Origin of the sequence: Weizmannia sp. CD-2023 (genome assembly GCF_036225245.1) — a bacterium.
Taxonomy (GTDB): domain Bacteria; phylum Bacillota; class Bacilli; order Bacillales; family Bacillaceae_C; genus Weizmannia; species Weizmannia faecalis.
Genome location: NZ_JARTJQ010000013.1, coordinates 1 through 16445 on the forward strand (window position 1 = coordinate 1; position 16445 = coordinate 16445).

A 16445-nucleotide genomic window follows, 5' to 3' on the forward strand; every position below is an offset into this window, starting at 1 on the left:
TATTGCCAACCGCAATAGCAACCGGGAACATCCAGCACGGCACCATCATTGGAAAGTTAAACGGCGTAATCCCGCCGACAACCCCAATCGGATATCTGTAATTTGTCACTTCAACATCTGTTGCGATCGTCGTCAAGGAATCACCCATCATTAAAGTCGGGGCACCGCATGCAAATTCCACATTTTCGATCCCGCGGCCAACTTCCCCCAGCGCTTCCGTGAGATTTTTGCCGTTTTCAACAGTAATAATTCTCGCAAGTTCATTCTTGTTCTCTTGCAATAATTGATGGAAATGAAATAGAATCCGGGCGCGTTTTTGCACCGGAACATTTTTCCAGGTTTGAAATGCTTTTGCCGCTGCCCGGACAGCTTCGTCCACTTCTTCTTTTGTAGAAATCGGAACGCGTGCAATGATTTCTTCAGTTGCCGGATTGTATACAGCTTCAAATTGTGACGTTTTGCTTTCAACCCATTCACCGTTTATATAATTCTTTAGTTTTTCCACACTTACCGTTACTCCTGACATCTCCATCCTCCTCGTTTATAAAGCAAATATGATTTCACTCTATTAAAACCACGGCGGCACAGCACGATAACCATTTGACATGCCGTATTTCCTTTATCATGTTTTGGTTATCTTTTGGTTATATTGATTACATCTTAATACCAAAAACGCTTTCAGTCAACCCTTTTATGCGAAAAATGAGTAATTTTTATTGGGAAAAGCATGGTAGGGGAGCATTTTAAAATGGGTTGTGTTAGATTTGAACAGAACCTGTAAAACGGGAGAATAAAAAAGGGTATGAAAAAAGCCGGCATGCCGCCGGCTTTTTTTATCTTAATAGAGTCTCCTGATGCTGTTGAAATGGGAGTTCCAGTAAGGGTTGCTTAAGCTTTTGATCGAGACGCTCTTGTCCGAATCAGAGATAAACTGGTTGTTTCCGAGATAGATACCGACGTCCGAGATTCCGGATTTGTAGGTATTTTCAAAGAAAATGAGATCTCCAGGCTGCGGGCTGCTTACCCTGTAGGAGTTGCTGTAGAATCCTGCTGCATCCAGACGGCCAATGGATTTGCCGGCCTCGTTAAGTACATAGTAAACAAAGCCGCTGCAGTCAAATCCGGATGGCGTGGTTCCGCCGAAACGGTACGGTGCGCCGATATATTTTTGTGCAACTTGTGCCACTGCAGAGCCGCTGTAAGAGCCTGAATTTGAACTTGATACAACGTTTTTGGAAACGGACCTTGAGCCGCTTGCTTGTGAGCTGCTTGTGCTTGCCGAGCTGGATGAACTGCTTCCATTTGAGCTGCTCCCGGCGTTAGACGAACTGCTTGCAGTACCGGACGATTGATTAGATTGTGAGCTGCCCGCTTGTGAACTGCTTTGCGTGCTGGTTGAACCATTTGCAGTTGTGCTGCCCGAATTGTTGGACGAACTGCTTGCCGTGCTGGACGAACCGCTTGTCTGTGAACTTGCGCTTGTGCTACCTGCACCATTTGAGCTGCTTGCTGTGCCAGACGATTGATTGGATTGCGAGCTGCTTACAGCACTGGATGGGCCGTCCACTTTTAAAGCACTTCCGGCAACAATCCAATCAGAGCTTAAATGGTTCCATTCTTTCAATTGGGAGACGGTCACGCCGAATTTTTGCGCAACGCCGGAAAGCGTGTCCCCTGATACAATTTTATATGTGCCGTTTGGCGCTGTGCTTCTTTGCGCCGCAGCACTTTTGGCGGTGTTATTTGCAGCGCTGCTGTTGGCAGTGCTGTTGTTGGCGTTACGATTCGCAGTACTGTTGGCAGTACTGTTGGCAGTACTATTGGCAGTACTGCTGGTTGTAGCGGAAGAACTGTTAATTTTCAGGATATCTCCGGCATAAATTAAATCAGAGTTTAAATGGTTCCACTCTTTCAATTGGGATACTTTAACGCCGTATTTTTTTGCAATGGCGGAAAGCGTGTCCCCTGATACAATTTTATATTTTTTTGGTGTATTAGACGGCACCTTAAATTTCTGATTCGGATAAATAATATCGCCTGTCAAATGGTTATCACTTTTAATTTGGGAAACCGTTGTATGGTATTGTTGGGAAATCTTCCACAACGAATCTCCTTTTTTGACCGTGTATGTAGCTGCTTCCGTTGATGCAGAACCTACAATTAAAGACGCTAATGTCATGCCGGCGGTAACAGACAATACTTTTTTTCGAGTCAAGATCGAAAACCTCCTGGATGTTTAAAAAAATTTTCATTGGCTATATATAAAGGGTCATGGTTTGTTTCACTCACAAACCCTATTTTAAAAAAATTCACCCCCACTTTCAATCATTCTATGAAAACGTAATTCAACTGTAATCTCATAGAAAATTTACCATTTTAGGAATATAGTTGTGATAAAACCAATTTATATAGGAAAAAAGTTGTGTTTCTATTTAATCCGCAAAAAAATCCCTCGCTTTGGCAGCGAGGAGGCATTGTTTCAGAAGCCCGATGTATAGGGACTGTTCACCCCTGCCTTCCTTAAAAATAATCGGCAGCCCCTCTTTTACGTGGATCCCGGGGGATGTCGTCGGGTGAATAAAATATTTTTTGTCCCATTCCTTCAATTCATCCACCATCACTTCAGTGGAAGGCAAGTTTTCAGCCATTCTGATTGCCCCTTTAAATGAACTTTCTGATTTGTATAAATTCATATTAGCTTGTTTTGATCCGTAACGCATTAGCCAAAATGTCAAATCATTGAGCGGAATTCTTTGCATTTTTTAAAATTGTTATTATTCCGAATGAACTTCCCATCTCTGTAAGGAAGGCTGTCTCCGCAACGAAACAAACCCCCCCCGGTTCGTGAGCGGAATCTTTCACACGAACTAGGGGGGCTTTTCATTGCTATATGACACTCTAAGACCGGCTTTCGGGACTCCAATCCAGTATATCGCTGCGAACGCGCCGAGCTGTTCCCTTGCCGGAAGCGGGCTGTTTTTAAACTGTGCTGCCGGCCCGGACGTTCGCGCATCCTGGCAGCCGGCTCTTCTTTCGGCGAATCTGGTCAGGCCCTGTTTCTTGCCTTTATCATGAACCCGGCTAATATCAAAAAGATGGCGGCATCCAGCGCAATGAAGTTGATCCATTCGTTTAATTGAAATCCCCAAACTTTTTCCAACAGGCTCACAGGGTATTTCATGACCGGATCTTTAAAGATGCCGGTGACCGCAACATGTGCAATCAGACCGCCGGCAACAATCTGCACCAATGAAATTTTATCCAGTATTTCAGAAAAGAACTCGAAGAAAGCGAGTACAGTCGTTAAGCTTAAGGCCATGCCAGCCATCGTGTACAGCAAATTGGCGGAAATGCCGGACGTGATCAAAACACTGTCCATACAGACGAGAAAATCAGCCGCAAGCACAATTAACAGCATTTTGGCGGCCGGGATGCTTGGAACGGGCCTTGCCTCGGAATCAGGCTGGATGGAACTTACAAAACGGAAAGCAATATAGAGGAGAATCATCCCTGCCAAGACGCGGAATCCCGGAATCCCTGTTAAATACTGAATCATCGCAACATAAATTGTACGGCTGGCTGTCAGACATACAACGATATAAAAAAACAGACGCTTTGGCTCATAGCCGTATTTCCGGACCACGGTTGTAATAATAAGAAGATTATCCAGATCACTAATCAGGTTGAGCAAGTAAATTTTTAAAATCACAAAAACACGTCACCCCTGCCTTTGCCAATCCATTTCGGGAACGGAAAAACAGCATCGCACGCCGATCCCTCTATTAATATATTTGGACAAAAGCAAAAACAGACGCAGCAAAAATTTTTCCGAATGAAAAAGGAATGCCGTTTTCATGGAAAAGATTTACCAGGTGGCTGACTTCATTTTCAAATAGGATCAAATCATTTTTTATGCCTTATTTTGAACTGTGATAAAAAAGAACTAACCTGTTATCTGAATAACCAGGACAGAGTTGCCAAAAATTTTCCTTGCCGTTTCTTTCTCATTGTTTTTTAATGAAATTAGATCAAAAAGAAAGCTGGGAAAAATGTGGGTGTTGTGTTGACGAAAGCCGCTTCGTTTATTTTGATCATTGTGCTCGGTTACATTTTGAAGCGGATTGGATTTTTTAAGCCGGATGATTTTCAGCTGGTTTCCCGCATGGTTTTAAACATTACATTGCCATGCGCCGTGATTACAAATTTTGAAAAACTCTCCCTTGAAACTTCGCTGCTGATGCTTGTTGCAATCGGCGTCTTTTGCAATCTAGTGATGATTGCAACCGGCTATATCGTTTCCTGGCGCCGTACCCATATGGAAAAAGCCTTTAACATGATCAATTATTCTGGTTATAATATTGGCTGTTTTACGCTCCCCTATGTACAAAATTTCCTGGGGCCCGTTGGTGTAGTGGCAACCTGCCTGTTCGATGCCGGCAATTCGGTTTTATGCACGGGCGGCACATATTCGATTGCTTCCGCCGTTGCCAACAACGAAAGAACAAATGCGGCATCTTACCTAAAAAAAATGTTTTCATCCATCCCGATGGATACCTATCTGATCATGCTTGCGCTGTCGCTTTTGCATATTACATTGCCGGCAGGCGTGACCACATTTACCGGAATCGTCGGACAGGCAAACGGCTTTCTGGCCATGCTGATGATCGGGATCGGTTTTGAACTCCGGCTTGAAAAAAGCCAGGTTGCGGGCATCTTAAAAGCCGTTATCATCCGTTACGGAATGGCCATCCTGTTTGCAGCATTCTTTTATTTCCTGCTGCCGCTGCCGCTTGAAGTTCGGCTCGTGCTCGTGATTATCGCGTTTGCGCCGATTTCCGCCGTCTGCACGGCATTTACCCAGAAATGCGGCGGCAATGTCGCCATGTCCAGCACGTTTAACTCGTTGTCCATTTTGATCAGCATTGTGTTGATGACCAGCCTGATGGTCGTGCTGAAGATCGCCTGAATCATGAAAAACCGCTTAGAGCTTCCATCCTCTAAGCGGTTTTTTGATGCGGTATCCGGTTTTTCCGAGCAGCCGTTCAGGCACTTGGCGGCTGCCCGGCCGGTCTTGCGTCCAGTCCGTCATGCTCAGGCCTTGGTGTTGATCTTAATCTGATACAAATCCCTTCTCCGGTCGGCCAGTTGCCGGACGGAGCCGCTGTTGCGGTTGCGGCGCAGCTTCTCAAGATCGACATCGCCGACAACGACGGTATCGACATTGGGATCGCATTCCCCGACAATGCCATCGCGGGCAAAACCGAAATCGGAGGGAGAAAAGATCCCGGACTGGGCATACTGGATATCCATGTTTTCCACGTGGGTCAGGTTGCCGACTGTTCCCGCAATACAGGTGTACACCTGGTTTTCAATGGCCCGCGCCTGTGCACAGTAGCGGACGCGCAAATAGGCCTGGCGGTCGTCCGTGCAAAACGGGACAAAAATAATGTTCGCACCGTGGTCGACAGCGACACGGGCCAGCTCCGGAAACTCGATATCATAGCAAATCAGAATCGCAATTTTCCCGCAATCCGTATCAAATACATTGAGTTCGTTTCCTTCCGCGATCCCCCACCATTTCCGCTCATTTGGCGTAATATGGAGTTTGGTCTGCCTCTCAATCGTCCCATCGCGCCGGAACAAAAAAGCGACATTGTAAATGCCCCCGTCTTCTTCCACAAAATGGGACCCGCCGATAATGTTGACATTGTAGCGTACGGCAAGCTCTGTAAACAGTTCAATATATTGGTCTGTGTACCCGGAAAGCCGGCGCACTGCCTGGTCAGGGCGTTTTTCTTCCAGGTAGGACATCAACTGTGTGGTGAAAATTTCCGGAAAAACGGCGAAATCAGAACCGAAATCCGCGGCCACATCGACATAATATTCTACCTGTCTGACAAAATCATCGAAGGAATCAATTTTTTTCATCATATATTGGATCGCTGTAATCCTGACCGGGAACGAAGCATGATAGACACGGCGGGACTTCGGCAAATAATCGACGTTATGCCATTCCATAAGCGTTGCAAATGAAGCGGATGCTGTATCATCCGGCAAATACTGCCTGTTGATCCGCATAATCTGGAACCCTTCAAGCAGCTGGAAGGACAGAACCGGGTCATAAATATTGTGCATCTCGACTTCTTCCACGTATTCGCGCGGGGTCATTTTGTCTTTATATTTGCTGTAATTCGGAATCCGGCCGCCAATGATGATGCTTTGAAGGTTCATTTTCCGGCAAAGCTCTTTCCGTGCCTCATACAAACGGTGCCCGAACTTCATGCGCCGGTATTCCGGGTCGATCATCACTTCAATGCCGTACAGGTTGAGCCCGTGCGGATTATGGTTGGTAATGTAGCCGTTCGCAGTGATCGTATCCCATGTATGCTGGTCTTCGTATTCATCGAAATTGACAATTAAGCTGGAGCAGGAACCGACGATTTTCCCTTCGTATTCCACGCAAAACTGCCCTTCCGGAAAAATCCGGATATGGCTTTCCAGCTGCTCGTGTTTCCACGGCTCCATCCCCGGAAAACATTTTTTCGACAATGCCATAATATCATCAATGTCTTCAAAGCGGATGTTCCGCACCTCGATTTTCTTCTCAAACTTGGATACATCTGTCTCTGGCACAATCTCACACCCTTAACACACTTTTTCTATTATCATACCCTATCCGAATCGGTTTTGCCCGAAAAGCAGCTGAAATGCCGAAAATATAAGTTGACAAATCGGAATAATATTATTTATCATAGTTTTAACAAATTATTTCTATACAGCTTATCAAGAGAGGGGGAGGGACTGGCCCGAGGAAACCTCAGCAACAGATTCTTTTTGGGAATACTGTGCTAATTCCAGCAAGCGCCAAGCTTGGAAGATAAGTTAAGGAGCCTCGCCCTCTTCTTAACTTTTCTTGAAGGGGGCCTTTCTTTTTTGGATCATCCGCATGGCCGGCCGGACCACCACGCACACACGAAATTTATTTTGGGGGGTATGAAAAATGGCTCATATTGATGAAACGAAAGTAGCCCGCATTATGGAATCATTGCAAAAACTGGAGTTTGGAACAGTGGTCATTTCGATCCATGAAGGAAACATCACACAGATCGAAACAACCGAGAAAGTCCGGTTTGCACTGGAAAAGAAAAAAGCGGCACTTCCCAAACAAAAGATGGGATGACGGGCGCCGGCATTCCGGTTATCTCTTTTCCCGTTGTTCGTGCTACACGAATGCCGGCATTTGGATATCGTCCAAATGCCGGATTTGTTTAAGAGTACAGCGGTATGGAAATTTGCGGAAATGCTGTTTTTAAAGCAGCATTCAGGCGGCCAGCCGCTTGCCGGTCGAGTTCATAAAACCCATCCTTTTTTTTCACTTGTTGGTCGAGAATGAACACCCCTTTTTCAATGCAAGTTGTCCCGAGCGAAGCCAAGACCGGTTTCAGGGCGTAATCGAGCGCGAGCAAGTGGCCGAATGTGCCGCCCATGGCGAGCGGCAGCACCTGTTTGCCGGATAAGCCATTTTGCGGCAAAAGATCCAGAAACGTCTTGAGCAGTCCGGAATAAGACGCTTTATAGACCGGTGTCAAAATGATTATCGTATCGCCTTCTTCCACTTTTCTTAATGCCCCGGTGATGGGCGGGCTTTGCCGGGCATGCATTAAATCGCCGGCCGGAAGTTCCCGGATATTGATGAGCTCCGGTTCGTACCCGTGCCCCCTTAACCCGGCCCTGATATAATCACGGATCCCATTTAATCTCGTATACGCAGAAGGGCTCCCGTTCAGCAGTACTATTTTTTCCGCCATATGAATCCCCCATTTCTTCCTTAATTTTTCATTGCATGCAAAACCGGGTGGCCGCTCCCTAAAATGCGGTTTAAAATATGATTGGCCGTTGCTGCAAAGAGGGCGTGGTCCCTTTTCCGCGGATAAGGGAGTTTTACCGGGCAGTCCATCGCAATTTCCCCTTCTTCGATTAACACTACCCGATCGGCGAGGGCGACTGCTTCTTCCACGTCATGCGTCACCAATATGGCTGTAAAATGTTTTTCGAGCCAAAGAGACTGGATCAGCGCATGCATTTCAATCCGGGTTAAAGCATCAAGCGCCCCAAGCGGTTCATCGAGGAGAAGGATGTCCGGCTCATGGATTAATGCCCTCGCCAGCGCCACCCTTTGTTTCTGCCCGCCGGATAAGGATGAAGGCCAATCATCCGCACGCCCTTCCAGCCCGACCTTTCTAAGCATTTCACGGGCCGCATGCTTCCAGTCTCCTGCAAGGCCCAGGCCGACATTTTGAAGCACGGTTTTCCACGGGAGCAGGCGGCCGTCCTGAAACATCATTTTCGCCGATCTATTTATGCCGGATAAAGGCGCCCCGTTTATAAGAATTTTTCCGCCGCTTGCCGCTTCAAGCCCTGAAAGCAGCCTAAGGAGCGTACTTTTGCCGCATCCGCTCCTTCCGACAATCGCAATAAATTCCCCTTTTCTTATTTTCAAATGAAGATGGCGCAGGACGCGATGGCTGCCGAATGATTTTTCCAGCCCCTCAATTTCCACAGCAAACACCTTATTCGTCATCGTTTCCTCCTCCTTTATTTTTGATATGACGGGTGCCACTTTAACAATCGTTGTTCCGCGATTTTTGCCAGCCAGTCGGAAAGTTTTCCAAGAAGGGCATATAAGACAATGCTCAAAACGACAACGTCAAGCTGCATGAACTCGCGGGCGTTCATGGCCATATAGCCAATACCGGAGTTGGATGCAATCGTTTCGGCCACAATCAGGGTTACCCATGTGACCCCGAGCGCATAGCGCACACCGACCAAAATGGAAGGAAGCGCCCCCGGCAGGATCATATGCCAAAAAAGCGCCGGCCCTTTCAGCCCGTAAACACCCCCCATTTCAATCAGCGCTCTGTCCACCGAACGGATACCATGAAACGTATTTAAATAGATTGGAAAAAAGGTGCCGAGCGCGACGAGAAACAGCTTCGCCTCTTCCCCGATCCCGAACCATAAAATAACAATCGGAATCAGGGCGAGATGGGGAACGTTCCGGACCATCTGCACGGTACTGTCGAGCAGGCCCTCCGCTTTTTTGGACAGCCCGGTAAACAGCCCGAGCCCAAATCCGATTCCGCCGCCAACCAAAAATCCGACCAGTGCCCGTTTTGCGCTGGCGGCGATATAATCGAAAAGCTGCCCGGATTGTGTGAGGCTCCAAGCCGCTTTTACAACGGCAACAGGGCTTGGGAGCACATTGGATGGCAAAATGCCGGCCGAACTTGCAAGCTGCCAGGCAAACAGCAGGAAAACCGGCACCACCCATGGCATGACGCGTTTTTTCAACATCAGACCGGCCTCCTTACTTTAATACTTTCGGCAGTGCATCGTTCGCCACAATCTCGCCGAACGGGCTGATGATATTGGAAGCGGGGGCATCAGGCTGCTCAAGCGGCAGGTACGGGAACAACAGCTCAGCCGTCCGGTACGCTTCTTCAAGATGCGGATAACCGGATAAAATGAACGTTTCAATGCCAAGTTCTGCATATTCCTTCATTCTTTCTGCGACAATTTCCGGGCTGCCTACAAGCGCCGTTCCCGCCCCGCCGCGCACGAGCCCGACGCCGGCCCAAAGGTTCGGGCTGATTTCAAGATGGTCCCGGCTGCCGTTGTGCAGGGATGTCATCCGTTGCTGGCCGACCGAGTCAAACCGTGAGAAAATCTTTTGGGACGCTTGGATGAGTTCATCATCCACATACCGGATCAAGTCATTGGCAGCATCCCACGCCGCTTTTTCTGTTTCCCTGACAATGACATGGAGCCGGATGCCGAAACGCACTGTCCTTCCTTGTGCTGACGCCAGTTTTTTGACATGGCTGATTTTTTCCTTTACTTTTTCCGGCGGCTCGCCCCAGGTCAAATAGACATCGACATGTTTTGCCGCCACTTCCTGCCCGATTTCCGACGACCCGCCGAAATAAAGCGGCGGATAAGGCTGCTGCACCGTCGGGTAGAGCAATTTGCTCCCTTTTACGTTTAAATATTTGCCTGTAAAATCGGCTTCCCTGTTTTCGAGCAAGTTCCGCCAGATTGTCAGAAATTCATCGGTCAGTTCATAACGTTCGCGGTGGCTGAGATGGAGACCGTCCCCCGCCAGTTCAACCGGATCCCCCCCGGTGACAACATTGATGAGCAGCCGCCCTTCGGAAAGCCTGTCAAATGTTGCGGCCATTCTCGCTGCCTGCGATGGAGACATGATCCCAGGCCGGACCGCAACGAGGAACTTCATTTTTGAAGTAACCGGAATCAGGCTCGAGGCCGCCACCCATGCATCTTCGCAAGATCTTCCGGTTGGGAGCAGCGCCCCGGTGTAGCCGAGCTGGTCGACCGCTTGTGCCACTTGCTTTAAATAATGATAAGTGACGGCCCGCCCGCCGGTTGTTACCCCTAGGTAGCGCGAATCGCCATGCGTCGGTATAAACCAGAATACTTTCATGTATCATTTCCCCTTTCATTTAGTCGGATAAAAAGGCTTCTTTCACTTTGATTGGTTTCGGAATTAACTTCAGTTTGTAAAATTCATTTGCGATTTGCTGCTGGCCCTTAATCGTTTGCGCTGTGATTTTTTCAACGCCAAACTGTTTGCGGCTGAGCGCCAGTTCCAATGATTTTTTATCCATTCCAATCTGCGGCGCCAGGAATTCAGCCGCCTGCTTTGGATTTTTCTCCACCCATAGGTCTGTTTTCTCAAGTTGTTTAAAAATCACTTGGAGAACGTCCGCATGGTTTTGTGCAAACGGCTTTGCTGCCAGGAAAAACTCCCGGTTCTCGACAAGGCTGGTGCCGTCCACTATGGTGTGGGATTTCGTTGCCAGCTGTGCATCAGCCAAAAACGGATCCCAGATCACCCATGCATCGACATCCCCTTTTTCAAATGCAGTGCGCGCATCGGCGGGCGCCAGAAAAACCGGATGGATGCTGCTGTAGGAAATGCCGGCTTTCTCCAATGCCCGTACAAGCAAATAGTGGACATTCGAACCCTTATTCAACGCGATTTTCTTGCCTTTTAAATCTTTGAGGCTATGAATGTTGGAATTTTTCGGGACAATGATGGCTTCCCCTTTTGGATTGCTGGCCGAATCGGCAAAATATACGAGCGGCGCCCCTGCTGCCTGAGCAAAAATGGGCGGTGCTTCCCCCGTATGGCCAAAGTCTAGACTCCCCGCATTCAACGCTTCCAAAAGCTGCGGGCCGCCGGGAAATTCCGTCCATTTTACGGAATATCCGAGCGGTTTCAGTGCTTTTTCAAGTGTTCCTTTCGCTTTTAAAATGTTTAAGGTTCCGAATTTCTGATAGCCAATCCGGACCACTTTGCCGCCTTTTTCGCCCGATTTTGCCGCTGCTGTATCCTTTTTCCCACTGCTGCATCCGCTGATGAGTAAAAAAATGGCGGTGATCAGCAGCAAATGGACCGACACCAGTCGCTTTCGTTTCTTTAACATTTCCCTCTCTCCTTTCTTGTTTTATAGCATTATGTAGGAGGTACACATGGGCACCGCCCCCTTTCCTATCATTCCGATTTATTTAGTTGGTAAAAGGCCGCAAAAAAGGCCCCTCATCTTTTAAATAAAGTGAGGAGCCTTCGGTTGACCGGCCGGCTTCAAAATATTTCAATTGTCTTTCCACATCAGTATCCGCTTAAATGTTGCTTGCCCGTTTGAAAGGTTAAATTCATTTTAATTCCACTATTCCGACCTGTCAAGTAATATTTTATTTTTTTATCATTCATGCTGATCGCCGGTATCATGATGAAAACCTTTGACAATTGTAAAAAAATCAGGTAAAGTACCAATGTACGAACATTTATTGAGTTATATTCAAATAATATTCGTTTTTAGGAGTGTAAACCCATGGATACAGTGTTTGATTATGAAGATATTCAGCTAATTCCGGAAAAATGCATTGTAAATAGCCGTTCGGAGTGTGATACGAGTGTGGAATTGGGCGGGCGGAAATTCAGATTGCCTGTTGTGCCGGCCAATATGCAAACCATCATAGATGAAAAAATCGCAGTCTACCTTGCGGAAAACGGATATTTTTACATTATGCACCGTTTTCAGCCGGAAAAACGGCTTTCGTTTGTGAAGGAGATGAAGGAGCGCGGGCTTTATGCTTCTATCAGCACAGGTGTCAAGCCGGAAGAATATGCGTTTATCGAAGAACTGGCCGCAAGAAACCTAGTGCCGGAGTATATAACAATTGACATTGCACATGGCCATTCGAATGCCGTGATTGATATGATCCATCATATCAAAAAGCACTTGCCGGAAACGTTTGTCATTGCCGGAAATGTCGGCACGCCTGAAGCCGTCCGGGAATTGGAACATGCCGGGGCAGACGCCACAAAAGTCGGCATCGGGCCAGGAAAAGTATGCATTACAAAAATTAAAACCGGGTTCGGAACAGGGGGCTGGCAACTGGCGGCATTGCGCTGGTGTGCAAAGGCGGCAAGCAAACCGATTATTGCGGACGGCGGAATCCGCACGCACGGTGATATTGCCAAATCGGTCCGGTTCGGGGCGACAATGGTAATGATCGGCTCCCTTTTCGCCGGGCACGAAGAATCCCCGGGTGAAACGATTGAAATGGACGGAAAACTTTACAAAGAGTATTTCGGGTCGGCATCGGAGTTTCAAAAAGGGGAACGCAAAAACGTCGAAGGGAAAAAAATGTACGTGGAATACAGAGGTCCGCTTCAGGATACGCTGAAAGAAATGGAAGAGGACTTGCAATCTGCCATTTCCTATGCCGGCGGTAACAAACTGGCGGACATTCGGAAAGTGGACTATGTCGTTGTAAAAAGTTCCATTTTTAACGGAGACCGGGTGTATTAACGCCCGGTACAGTTGAACGTATCCCATTTAGGGCTTGCTGAACGAATCCGATTCTGATTTTCTCTGCAAGCTCTGTCTCAAAATATAGAGGAATTCTTTTGCGAAAATGGGTGATTTTATCTTCTCCATCCGTTGAATCGGCTTTCGAGTGCAAGCTTTTCCCTGAAATGGTTGTAAATCCCTTGCATTAAATGGTTGCCAAAGCTGTCAGCAACCTTGCCAAATCTAGGAATTTTGCTTATGCAGCAAGCCCTATTTCCGCCCCCGGCCTGCAATCCCAAAAAGGCAGCAAATACCCGCTGCCTTTTTTTAGTTTGTAAGTGATCTGCAGGTAGCCGCTGTATATAAGGGCCCACCAAATGATCATTCATTGCAATTATTCGCCCGATACCAGATCCAGGTTCTCTACATAGAAAGTATCGTTCATTTATACACACATCCACTAGAAAAAGGAAATAGCTAAAAGGATTTCCAGGGTATGAAAATCCTTTTCCTGCTTTTTAGTACCTCAATATAAAGAACGTTATAGAAAACATTAAAGCAAATCCGACAATAACAGTAATCATAACCTTGAATTTTGTCCATTTATAATGTTTTTTCCTAAGTGAAATAATTAGCAATAAAAACATCATCATCCAAATAAAAAGGGACATAATTTCTTCTCTTTATCTTGTTTTTACTGAAAAGATTAAAACCCAAGTGACTGAGACTGTAACACCTTTCCCCTTATCATGAGCGTCCATCCTAGACGCCAATAATTGCCAGTAAGTTCCAGCTACAGCTCCAACAAATGCCCCTGGCACAAAGCCTAATGCACTCAGCCCACCTGCAGTACCACCTGCGGCTATGCTTGCTGAATAGGTCTTTAATATAAGATTTTGTTTGTGCGTGTGTATACCAGTTTTTATATCCCCACCAATATCTTTTCGTTTTTTCATATTTTTTAGAGGACGAACGAGACGCTGCAAGTAGACCTTATTATCAGAAGAAAAAAGCACGTTTATCCCAACCCTGTAAAAAGCTCTAAGTGGCAATATCAAACTAACCGTCATCCGCCATCTATTCCATCTGCACTGATAACAGTTTTATCTATAGAATTACTTCCAGCAACACCTTTTTTTGTCCGTCGAAAAAAGAGGGATTCTATATTTCTTGTTGGACGAGATCTAATAAGAAATCTCCAAAGTCATTTGCGATGATTTTGTATTGCTGATTTTCTAAACTTATTCCAGGAATAAACGATACCACTTTTGGCTCTTTATTATTTCCAACATGATTAAAGTCGAGACAAAAAAGCTCGTCCCCCCCAGTGTCATAAATAACAAGAAGATGCATAGGAAGGTCACTTTCCTTTCTTTCTGTTAAGGTATACCAAATTGCATCGGGCACTGAAGAGTTTTCAAAGTCCTCCTTAATGATTCCGTATATCTCTTGAGACCCGAAATTCCCTGCTCCAAAGGATAATAAAAAGTCCCTATATAAATTGGAAAATGTTAATCCAAGCTTTTTCTCAGCCATAAAAATTAAATGGTTATTCCGGCCACCTACAAAGTCTGCGATTTTTTCATTTTGATAGATTAGTTGTTTTGCCTTTTCGTAGTTTTCTATGCTCAAAATCTATTCCTCCATTTCCAAAATATAATCATTCGCCCTGTGTTTTCAATAGCCAGCTCTCCGTTTATTAGTCTACGTTAAGGAAGCGTGCGAAAATGGCGTTGTTCCTTTACATAGAGGCTATCTACGTTAAGGAAGCATGGAAAAATTGTCTTGTTCCTGAACATAGAGGGCGTCTACGTTAAGAAAGCATGAAAAATTGGCCTCATTCCTTCGCATGAAGCATGTCTACGTTAAGAAAGCGTGAAAAAATTGCCTCGTTCCTTTACATAGAGCATGTCTACGTTAAGGAAGCATGAAAAATTGGCCTCGTTCCTTCACATAGAGCATGTCTACGTTAAGGAAGCGTGCGAAATTGGCCTCGTTCCTTCACATAGAGCATGTCTATGTTAAGGAAGCGTGCGAAATTGGCGTTGTTCCTTTACATAGAGGCTATCTACGTTAAGGAAGCATGGAAAAATTGTCTTGTTCCTGAACATAGAGGGCGTCTACGTTAAGAAAGCATGAAAAATTGGCCTCATTCCTTCGCATGAAGAGTCAAGTCCAGGTTATTGTGTAAATTTATGGGCAAATGTTTTCAACCACCCTTCATTTTTTCGGCTTAACTTCCATGGATTTTTTTCTTCATCTCCGGGAAGGGATGTCAAATGCCTTTCAATTTGACATCCCTTCCCGGAGATGAAATCATCCATGATGGAAGTTAAGCTGAAAATGCTGCTAACTATTCTTTCCCATAAGTGACTTCCTCTTCGAGTATTCTGTATCTTGATACTGCATTAAAACGGCACCAACCAAACGAAAAGCAGATTGGGTATTAGGAAAAATGCGAATGACCCTTTCCCTTCTACGAACCTCTTGGTTAAGCCGCTCGAGGGAATTAGTACTCCGTATGTGCATACGGATATTCTCAGGAAAGTTCATGTATTGGATAGTATCTTCAAAACCTTCATCTAAAATGGCCAGGGCTTTTTCAAATCTTGCTTCTGTACCAAATTTGTTTATTAATTCATCTTTAAACTTGCGTATGTCCTCAATCGTAACGGCCTCAAACACGCGCTTAATCATCACCCGGATTTCTGCAGTATCTTTTTTGGGCAGTTTTTCAATGATATTGCGTTTAAAATGAACATTGCACCTTTGCCAAGCAGTACCAATGAATTCCCGTTGTATTGCTTTTTGAAGGCCCATGTGAGCATCGGAAATAACGAGTTTTGGTGATTGGAGTCCACGTGATTTAAGTTGTTTAAAAAATGAACTCCAACTCTCCAAACTTTCTGCATGGTCAACGCTTAAACCCAGTATTTCACGTGTATTCTTCTCTGTAATGGCAGTCGCAATATAAACAGCCTTTGATACGACCTTATGGTGCTCCCGTACTTTTATATACATGGCGTCCACAAACACATAAGGGTAGTAGGTTGTATTCAACGGTCTCTCGGCCCAAGCATTCACAATGGGATCCAGTTTTTGCGTAAGGGAAGAGACAAACGACTTGGATACATTCTTACCGCAAAGCTGTTCTACGACATTTGTGACCTTACGGGTAGAGACGCCATTGATGACCATCTCCAACATAGAAAGGACGAAAGCTTGGTCACATCTGGCATACTTTTCAAATAAGGTAGTTGAGAATTCGCCATTACGTGTCCGGGGAACTTTTAATGTAACATTGCCGATGCTCATCAACAGCTCGCGTTCATAGTAACCGTTCCGGTAATCCCGGCGTTCAACAGCGCGTTCATAAGGGCTCGTTTTTAAATAGTCATCCCTTTCCTTTTCCATAAACTCGTTTAACACGAGGACAACCGCTGATTTAATTACCGCGTCAAGATCTGAAGTCATGATGGCTTCTTTTAAAACATCCAAATTTAGGTTAAACTGTAAGTGAGTCATTTTATCTCCTCTTTTCATTGTTTATTGTTGTTGAAAACA

Annotated in this window: 17 protein-coding genes and 1 riboswitch; of the genes, 3 read left to right on the forward strand and 14 right to left on the reverse strand. The window is 45.8% G+C overall.

Annotation, left to right across the window (positions count from 1 at the left end; genetic code table 11):
• The 4 genes from P9687_RS01580 to P9687_RS01595 form a co-directional block, all read right to left on the reverse strand.
• The coding region (locus tag P9687_RS01580; protein ID WP_328228854.1) for an aldehyde dehydrogenase family protein at positions 1 to 526 on the reverse strand (526 nt) is incomplete at its 3' end.
• Between the two features lie 312 nt (positions 527 to 838).
• On the reverse strand, positions 839 to 2215 hold the full coding sequence (locus P9687_RS01585; protein WP_168985652.1) for a C40 family peptidase: 1377 nt from the start codon (positions 2213 to 2215) through the stop codon (positions 839 to 841).
• 217 nt (positions 2216 to 2432) lie between these two features.
• Complete coding sequence (locus P9687_RS01590; protein WP_168985653.1) at positions 2433 to 2648, reverse strand: hypothetical protein; 216 nt, start codon at positions 2646 to 2648, stop codon at positions 2433 to 2435.
• Between the two features lie 398 nt (positions 2649 to 3046).
• Positions 3047 to 3709, reverse strand: coding sequence for a TerC family protein (locus P9687_RS01595; RefSeq protein WP_168985654.1), 663 nt, complete (start codon positions 3707 to 3709; stop codon positions 3047 to 3049).
• Positions 3710 to 4051: 342 nt separating this feature from the next.
• Between P9687_RS01595 and P9687_RS01600 the strand changes: the two genes are divergently transcribed.
• Positions 4052 to 4966 carry an AEC family transporter gene (locus P9687_RS01600; protein ID WP_168985655.1) on the forward strand — a complete coding sequence of 305 codons (915 nt, stop codon included), beginning with the start codon at positions 4052 to 4054 and terminating at the stop codon, positions 4964 to 4966.
• A gap of 125 nt (positions 4967 to 5091) precedes the next feature.
• Here the strand turns inward: P9687_RS01600 and P9687_RS01605 are convergent, their stop codons facing one another.
• On the reverse strand, positions 5092 to 6633 hold the full coding sequence (locus tag P9687_RS01605) for a bifunctional GNAT family N-acetyltransferase/carbon-nitrogen hydrolase family protein (protein WP_035189347.1): 1542 nt from the start codon (positions 6631 to 6633) through the stop codon (positions 5092 to 5094).
• Between the two features lie 144 nt (positions 6634 to 6777).
• A riboswitch (SAM riboswitch) is annotated at positions 6778 to 6884 on the forward strand.
• A 116-nt stretch (positions 6885 to 7000) separates the two neighbouring features.
• Here P9687_RS01605 and P9687_RS01610 point away from each other — a divergent pair.
• Positions 7001 to 7180, forward strand: coding sequence for a YezD family protein (locus P9687_RS01610; protein WP_017553067.1), 180 nt, complete (start codon positions 7001 to 7003; stop codon positions 7178 to 7180).
• A gap of 88 nt (positions 7181 to 7268) precedes the next feature.
• Here P9687_RS01610 and ssuE read toward each other — a convergent pair whose 3' ends face one another.
• From ssuE to P9687_RS01635, 5 genes are read right to left on the reverse strand one after another with little or no spacing between them, the layout of a single operon-like run.
• Positions 7269 to 7808 carry an NADPH-dependent FMN reductase gene (gene ssuE, locus P9687_RS01615; RefSeq protein ID WP_035189345.1) on the reverse strand — a complete coding sequence of 180 codons (540 nt, stop codon included), beginning with the start codon at positions 7806 to 7808 and terminating at the stop codon, positions 7269 to 7271.
• Between the two features lie 20 nt (positions 7809 to 7828).
• Positions 7829 to 8581, reverse strand: a complete 753-nt coding sequence (locus P9687_RS01620) for an ATP-binding cassette domain-containing protein (RefSeq protein WP_168985656.1) — start codon at positions 8579 to 8581, stop codon at positions 7829 to 7831.
• Between the two features lie 14 nt (positions 8582 to 8595).
• On the reverse strand, positions 8596 to 9354 hold the full coding sequence (gene ssuC, locus P9687_RS01625; protein ID WP_013860529.1) for an aliphatic sulfonate ABC transporter permease SsuC: 759 nt from the start codon (positions 9352 to 9354) through the stop codon (positions 8596 to 8598).
• 13 nt (positions 9355 to 9367) lie between these two features.
• Positions 9368 to 10501 (reverse strand): FMNH2-dependent alkanesulfonate monooxygenase, encoded by a 1134-nt coding sequence (gene ssuD / locus P9687_RS01630; RefSeq protein ID WP_161655663.1) that lies wholly within the window; start codon positions 10499 to 10501, stop codon positions 9368 to 9370.
• A gap of 19 nt (positions 10502 to 10520) precedes the next feature.
• On the reverse strand, positions 10521 to 11507 hold the full coding sequence (locus P9687_RS01635) for a sulfonate ABC transporter substrate-binding protein (RefSeq protein ID WP_168985657.1): 987 nt from the start codon (positions 11505 to 11507) through the stop codon (positions 10521 to 10523).
• A gap of 408 nt (positions 11508 to 11915) precedes the next feature.
• Between P9687_RS01635 and guaC the strand changes: the two genes are divergently transcribed.
• A complete protein-coding gene (gene guaC, locus P9687_RS01640) occupies positions 11916 to 12899 on the forward strand; it encodes a GMP reductase (RefSeq protein WP_017552293.1) in 984 nt (327 codons plus the stop codon).
• Positions 12900 to 13015: 116 nt separating this feature from the next.
• Here the strand turns inward: guaC and P9687_RS01645 are convergent, their stop codons facing one another.
• The 4 genes from P9687_RS01645 to P9687_RS01660 all read right to left on the reverse strand — a co-directional run bounded on the left by P9687_RS01645 (position 13016) and on the right by P9687_RS01660 (position 16406).
• A complete protein-coding gene (locus P9687_RS01645; RefSeq protein WP_017552292.1) occupies positions 13016 to 13270 on the reverse strand; it encodes a hypothetical protein in 255 nt (84 codons plus the stop codon).
• Positions 13271 to 13564: 294 nt separating this feature from the next.
• Entirely contained in the window at positions 13565 to 13951 is a 387-nt protein-coding gene (locus tag P9687_RS01650; protein ID WP_168985658.1) for a hypothetical protein, read from the reverse strand.
• A 91-nt stretch (positions 13952 to 14042) separates the two neighbouring features.
• Entirely contained in the window at positions 14043 to 14513 is a 471-nt protein-coding gene (locus P9687_RS01655; RefSeq protein ID WP_014096982.1) for an SMI1/KNR4 family protein, read from the reverse strand.
• Between the two features lie 717 nt (positions 14514 to 15230).
• A complete protein-coding gene (locus P9687_RS01660; protein ID WP_104851116.1) occupies positions 15231 to 16406 on the reverse strand; it encodes an IS256 family transposase in 1176 nt (391 codons plus the stop codon).
• Positions 16407 to 16445 lie beyond the last annotated feature (39 nt).

Bases quoted from the DNA above. Each gene is read 5' to 3' on its own strand.
- P9687_RS01590 (WP_168985653.1), bottom strand. From the start codon at position 2,648: ATGGCTGAAAACTTGCCTTCCACTGAAGTGATGGTGGATGAATTGAAG.
- P9687_RS01610 (WP_017553067.1), top strand. From the start codon at position 7,001: ATGGCTCATATTGATGAAACGAAAGTAGCCCGCATTATGGAATCATTG.
- ssuE (WP_035189345.1), bottom strand. From the start codon at position 7,808: ATGGCGGAAAAAATAGTACTGCTGAACGGGAGCCCTTCTGCGTATACG.
- P9687_RS01620 (WP_168985656.1), bottom strand. From the start codon at position 8,581: ATGACGAATAAGGTGTTTGCTGTGGAAATTGAGGGGCTGGAAAAATCA.
- ssuC (WP_013860529.1), bottom strand. From the start codon at position 9,354: ATGTTGAAAAAACGCGTCATGCCATGGGTGGTGCCGGTTTTCCTGCTG.
- ssuD (WP_161655663.1), bottom strand. From the start codon at position 10,501: ATGAAAGTATTCTGGTTTATACCGACGCATGGCGATTCGCGCTACCTA.
- P9687_RS01635 (WP_168985657.1), bottom strand. From the start codon at position 11,507: ATGTTAAAGAAACGAAAGCGACTGGTGTCGGTCCATTTGCTGCTGATC.
- guaC (WP_017552293.1), top strand. From the start codon at position 11,916: ATGGATACAGTGTTTGATTATGAAGATATTCAGCTAATTCCGGAAAAA.
- P9687_RS01645 (WP_017552292.1), bottom strand. From the start codon at position 13,270: ATGAATGATCATTTGGTGGGCCCTTATATACAGCGGCTACCTGCAGAT.
- P9687_RS01650 (WP_168985658.1), bottom strand. From the start codon at position 13,951: ATGACGGTTAGTTTGATATTGCCACTTAGAGCTTTTTACAGGGTTGGG.
- P9687_RS01660 (WP_104851116.1), bottom strand. From the start codon at position 16,406: ATGACTCACTTACAGTTTAACCTAAATTTGGATGTTTTAAAAGAAGCC.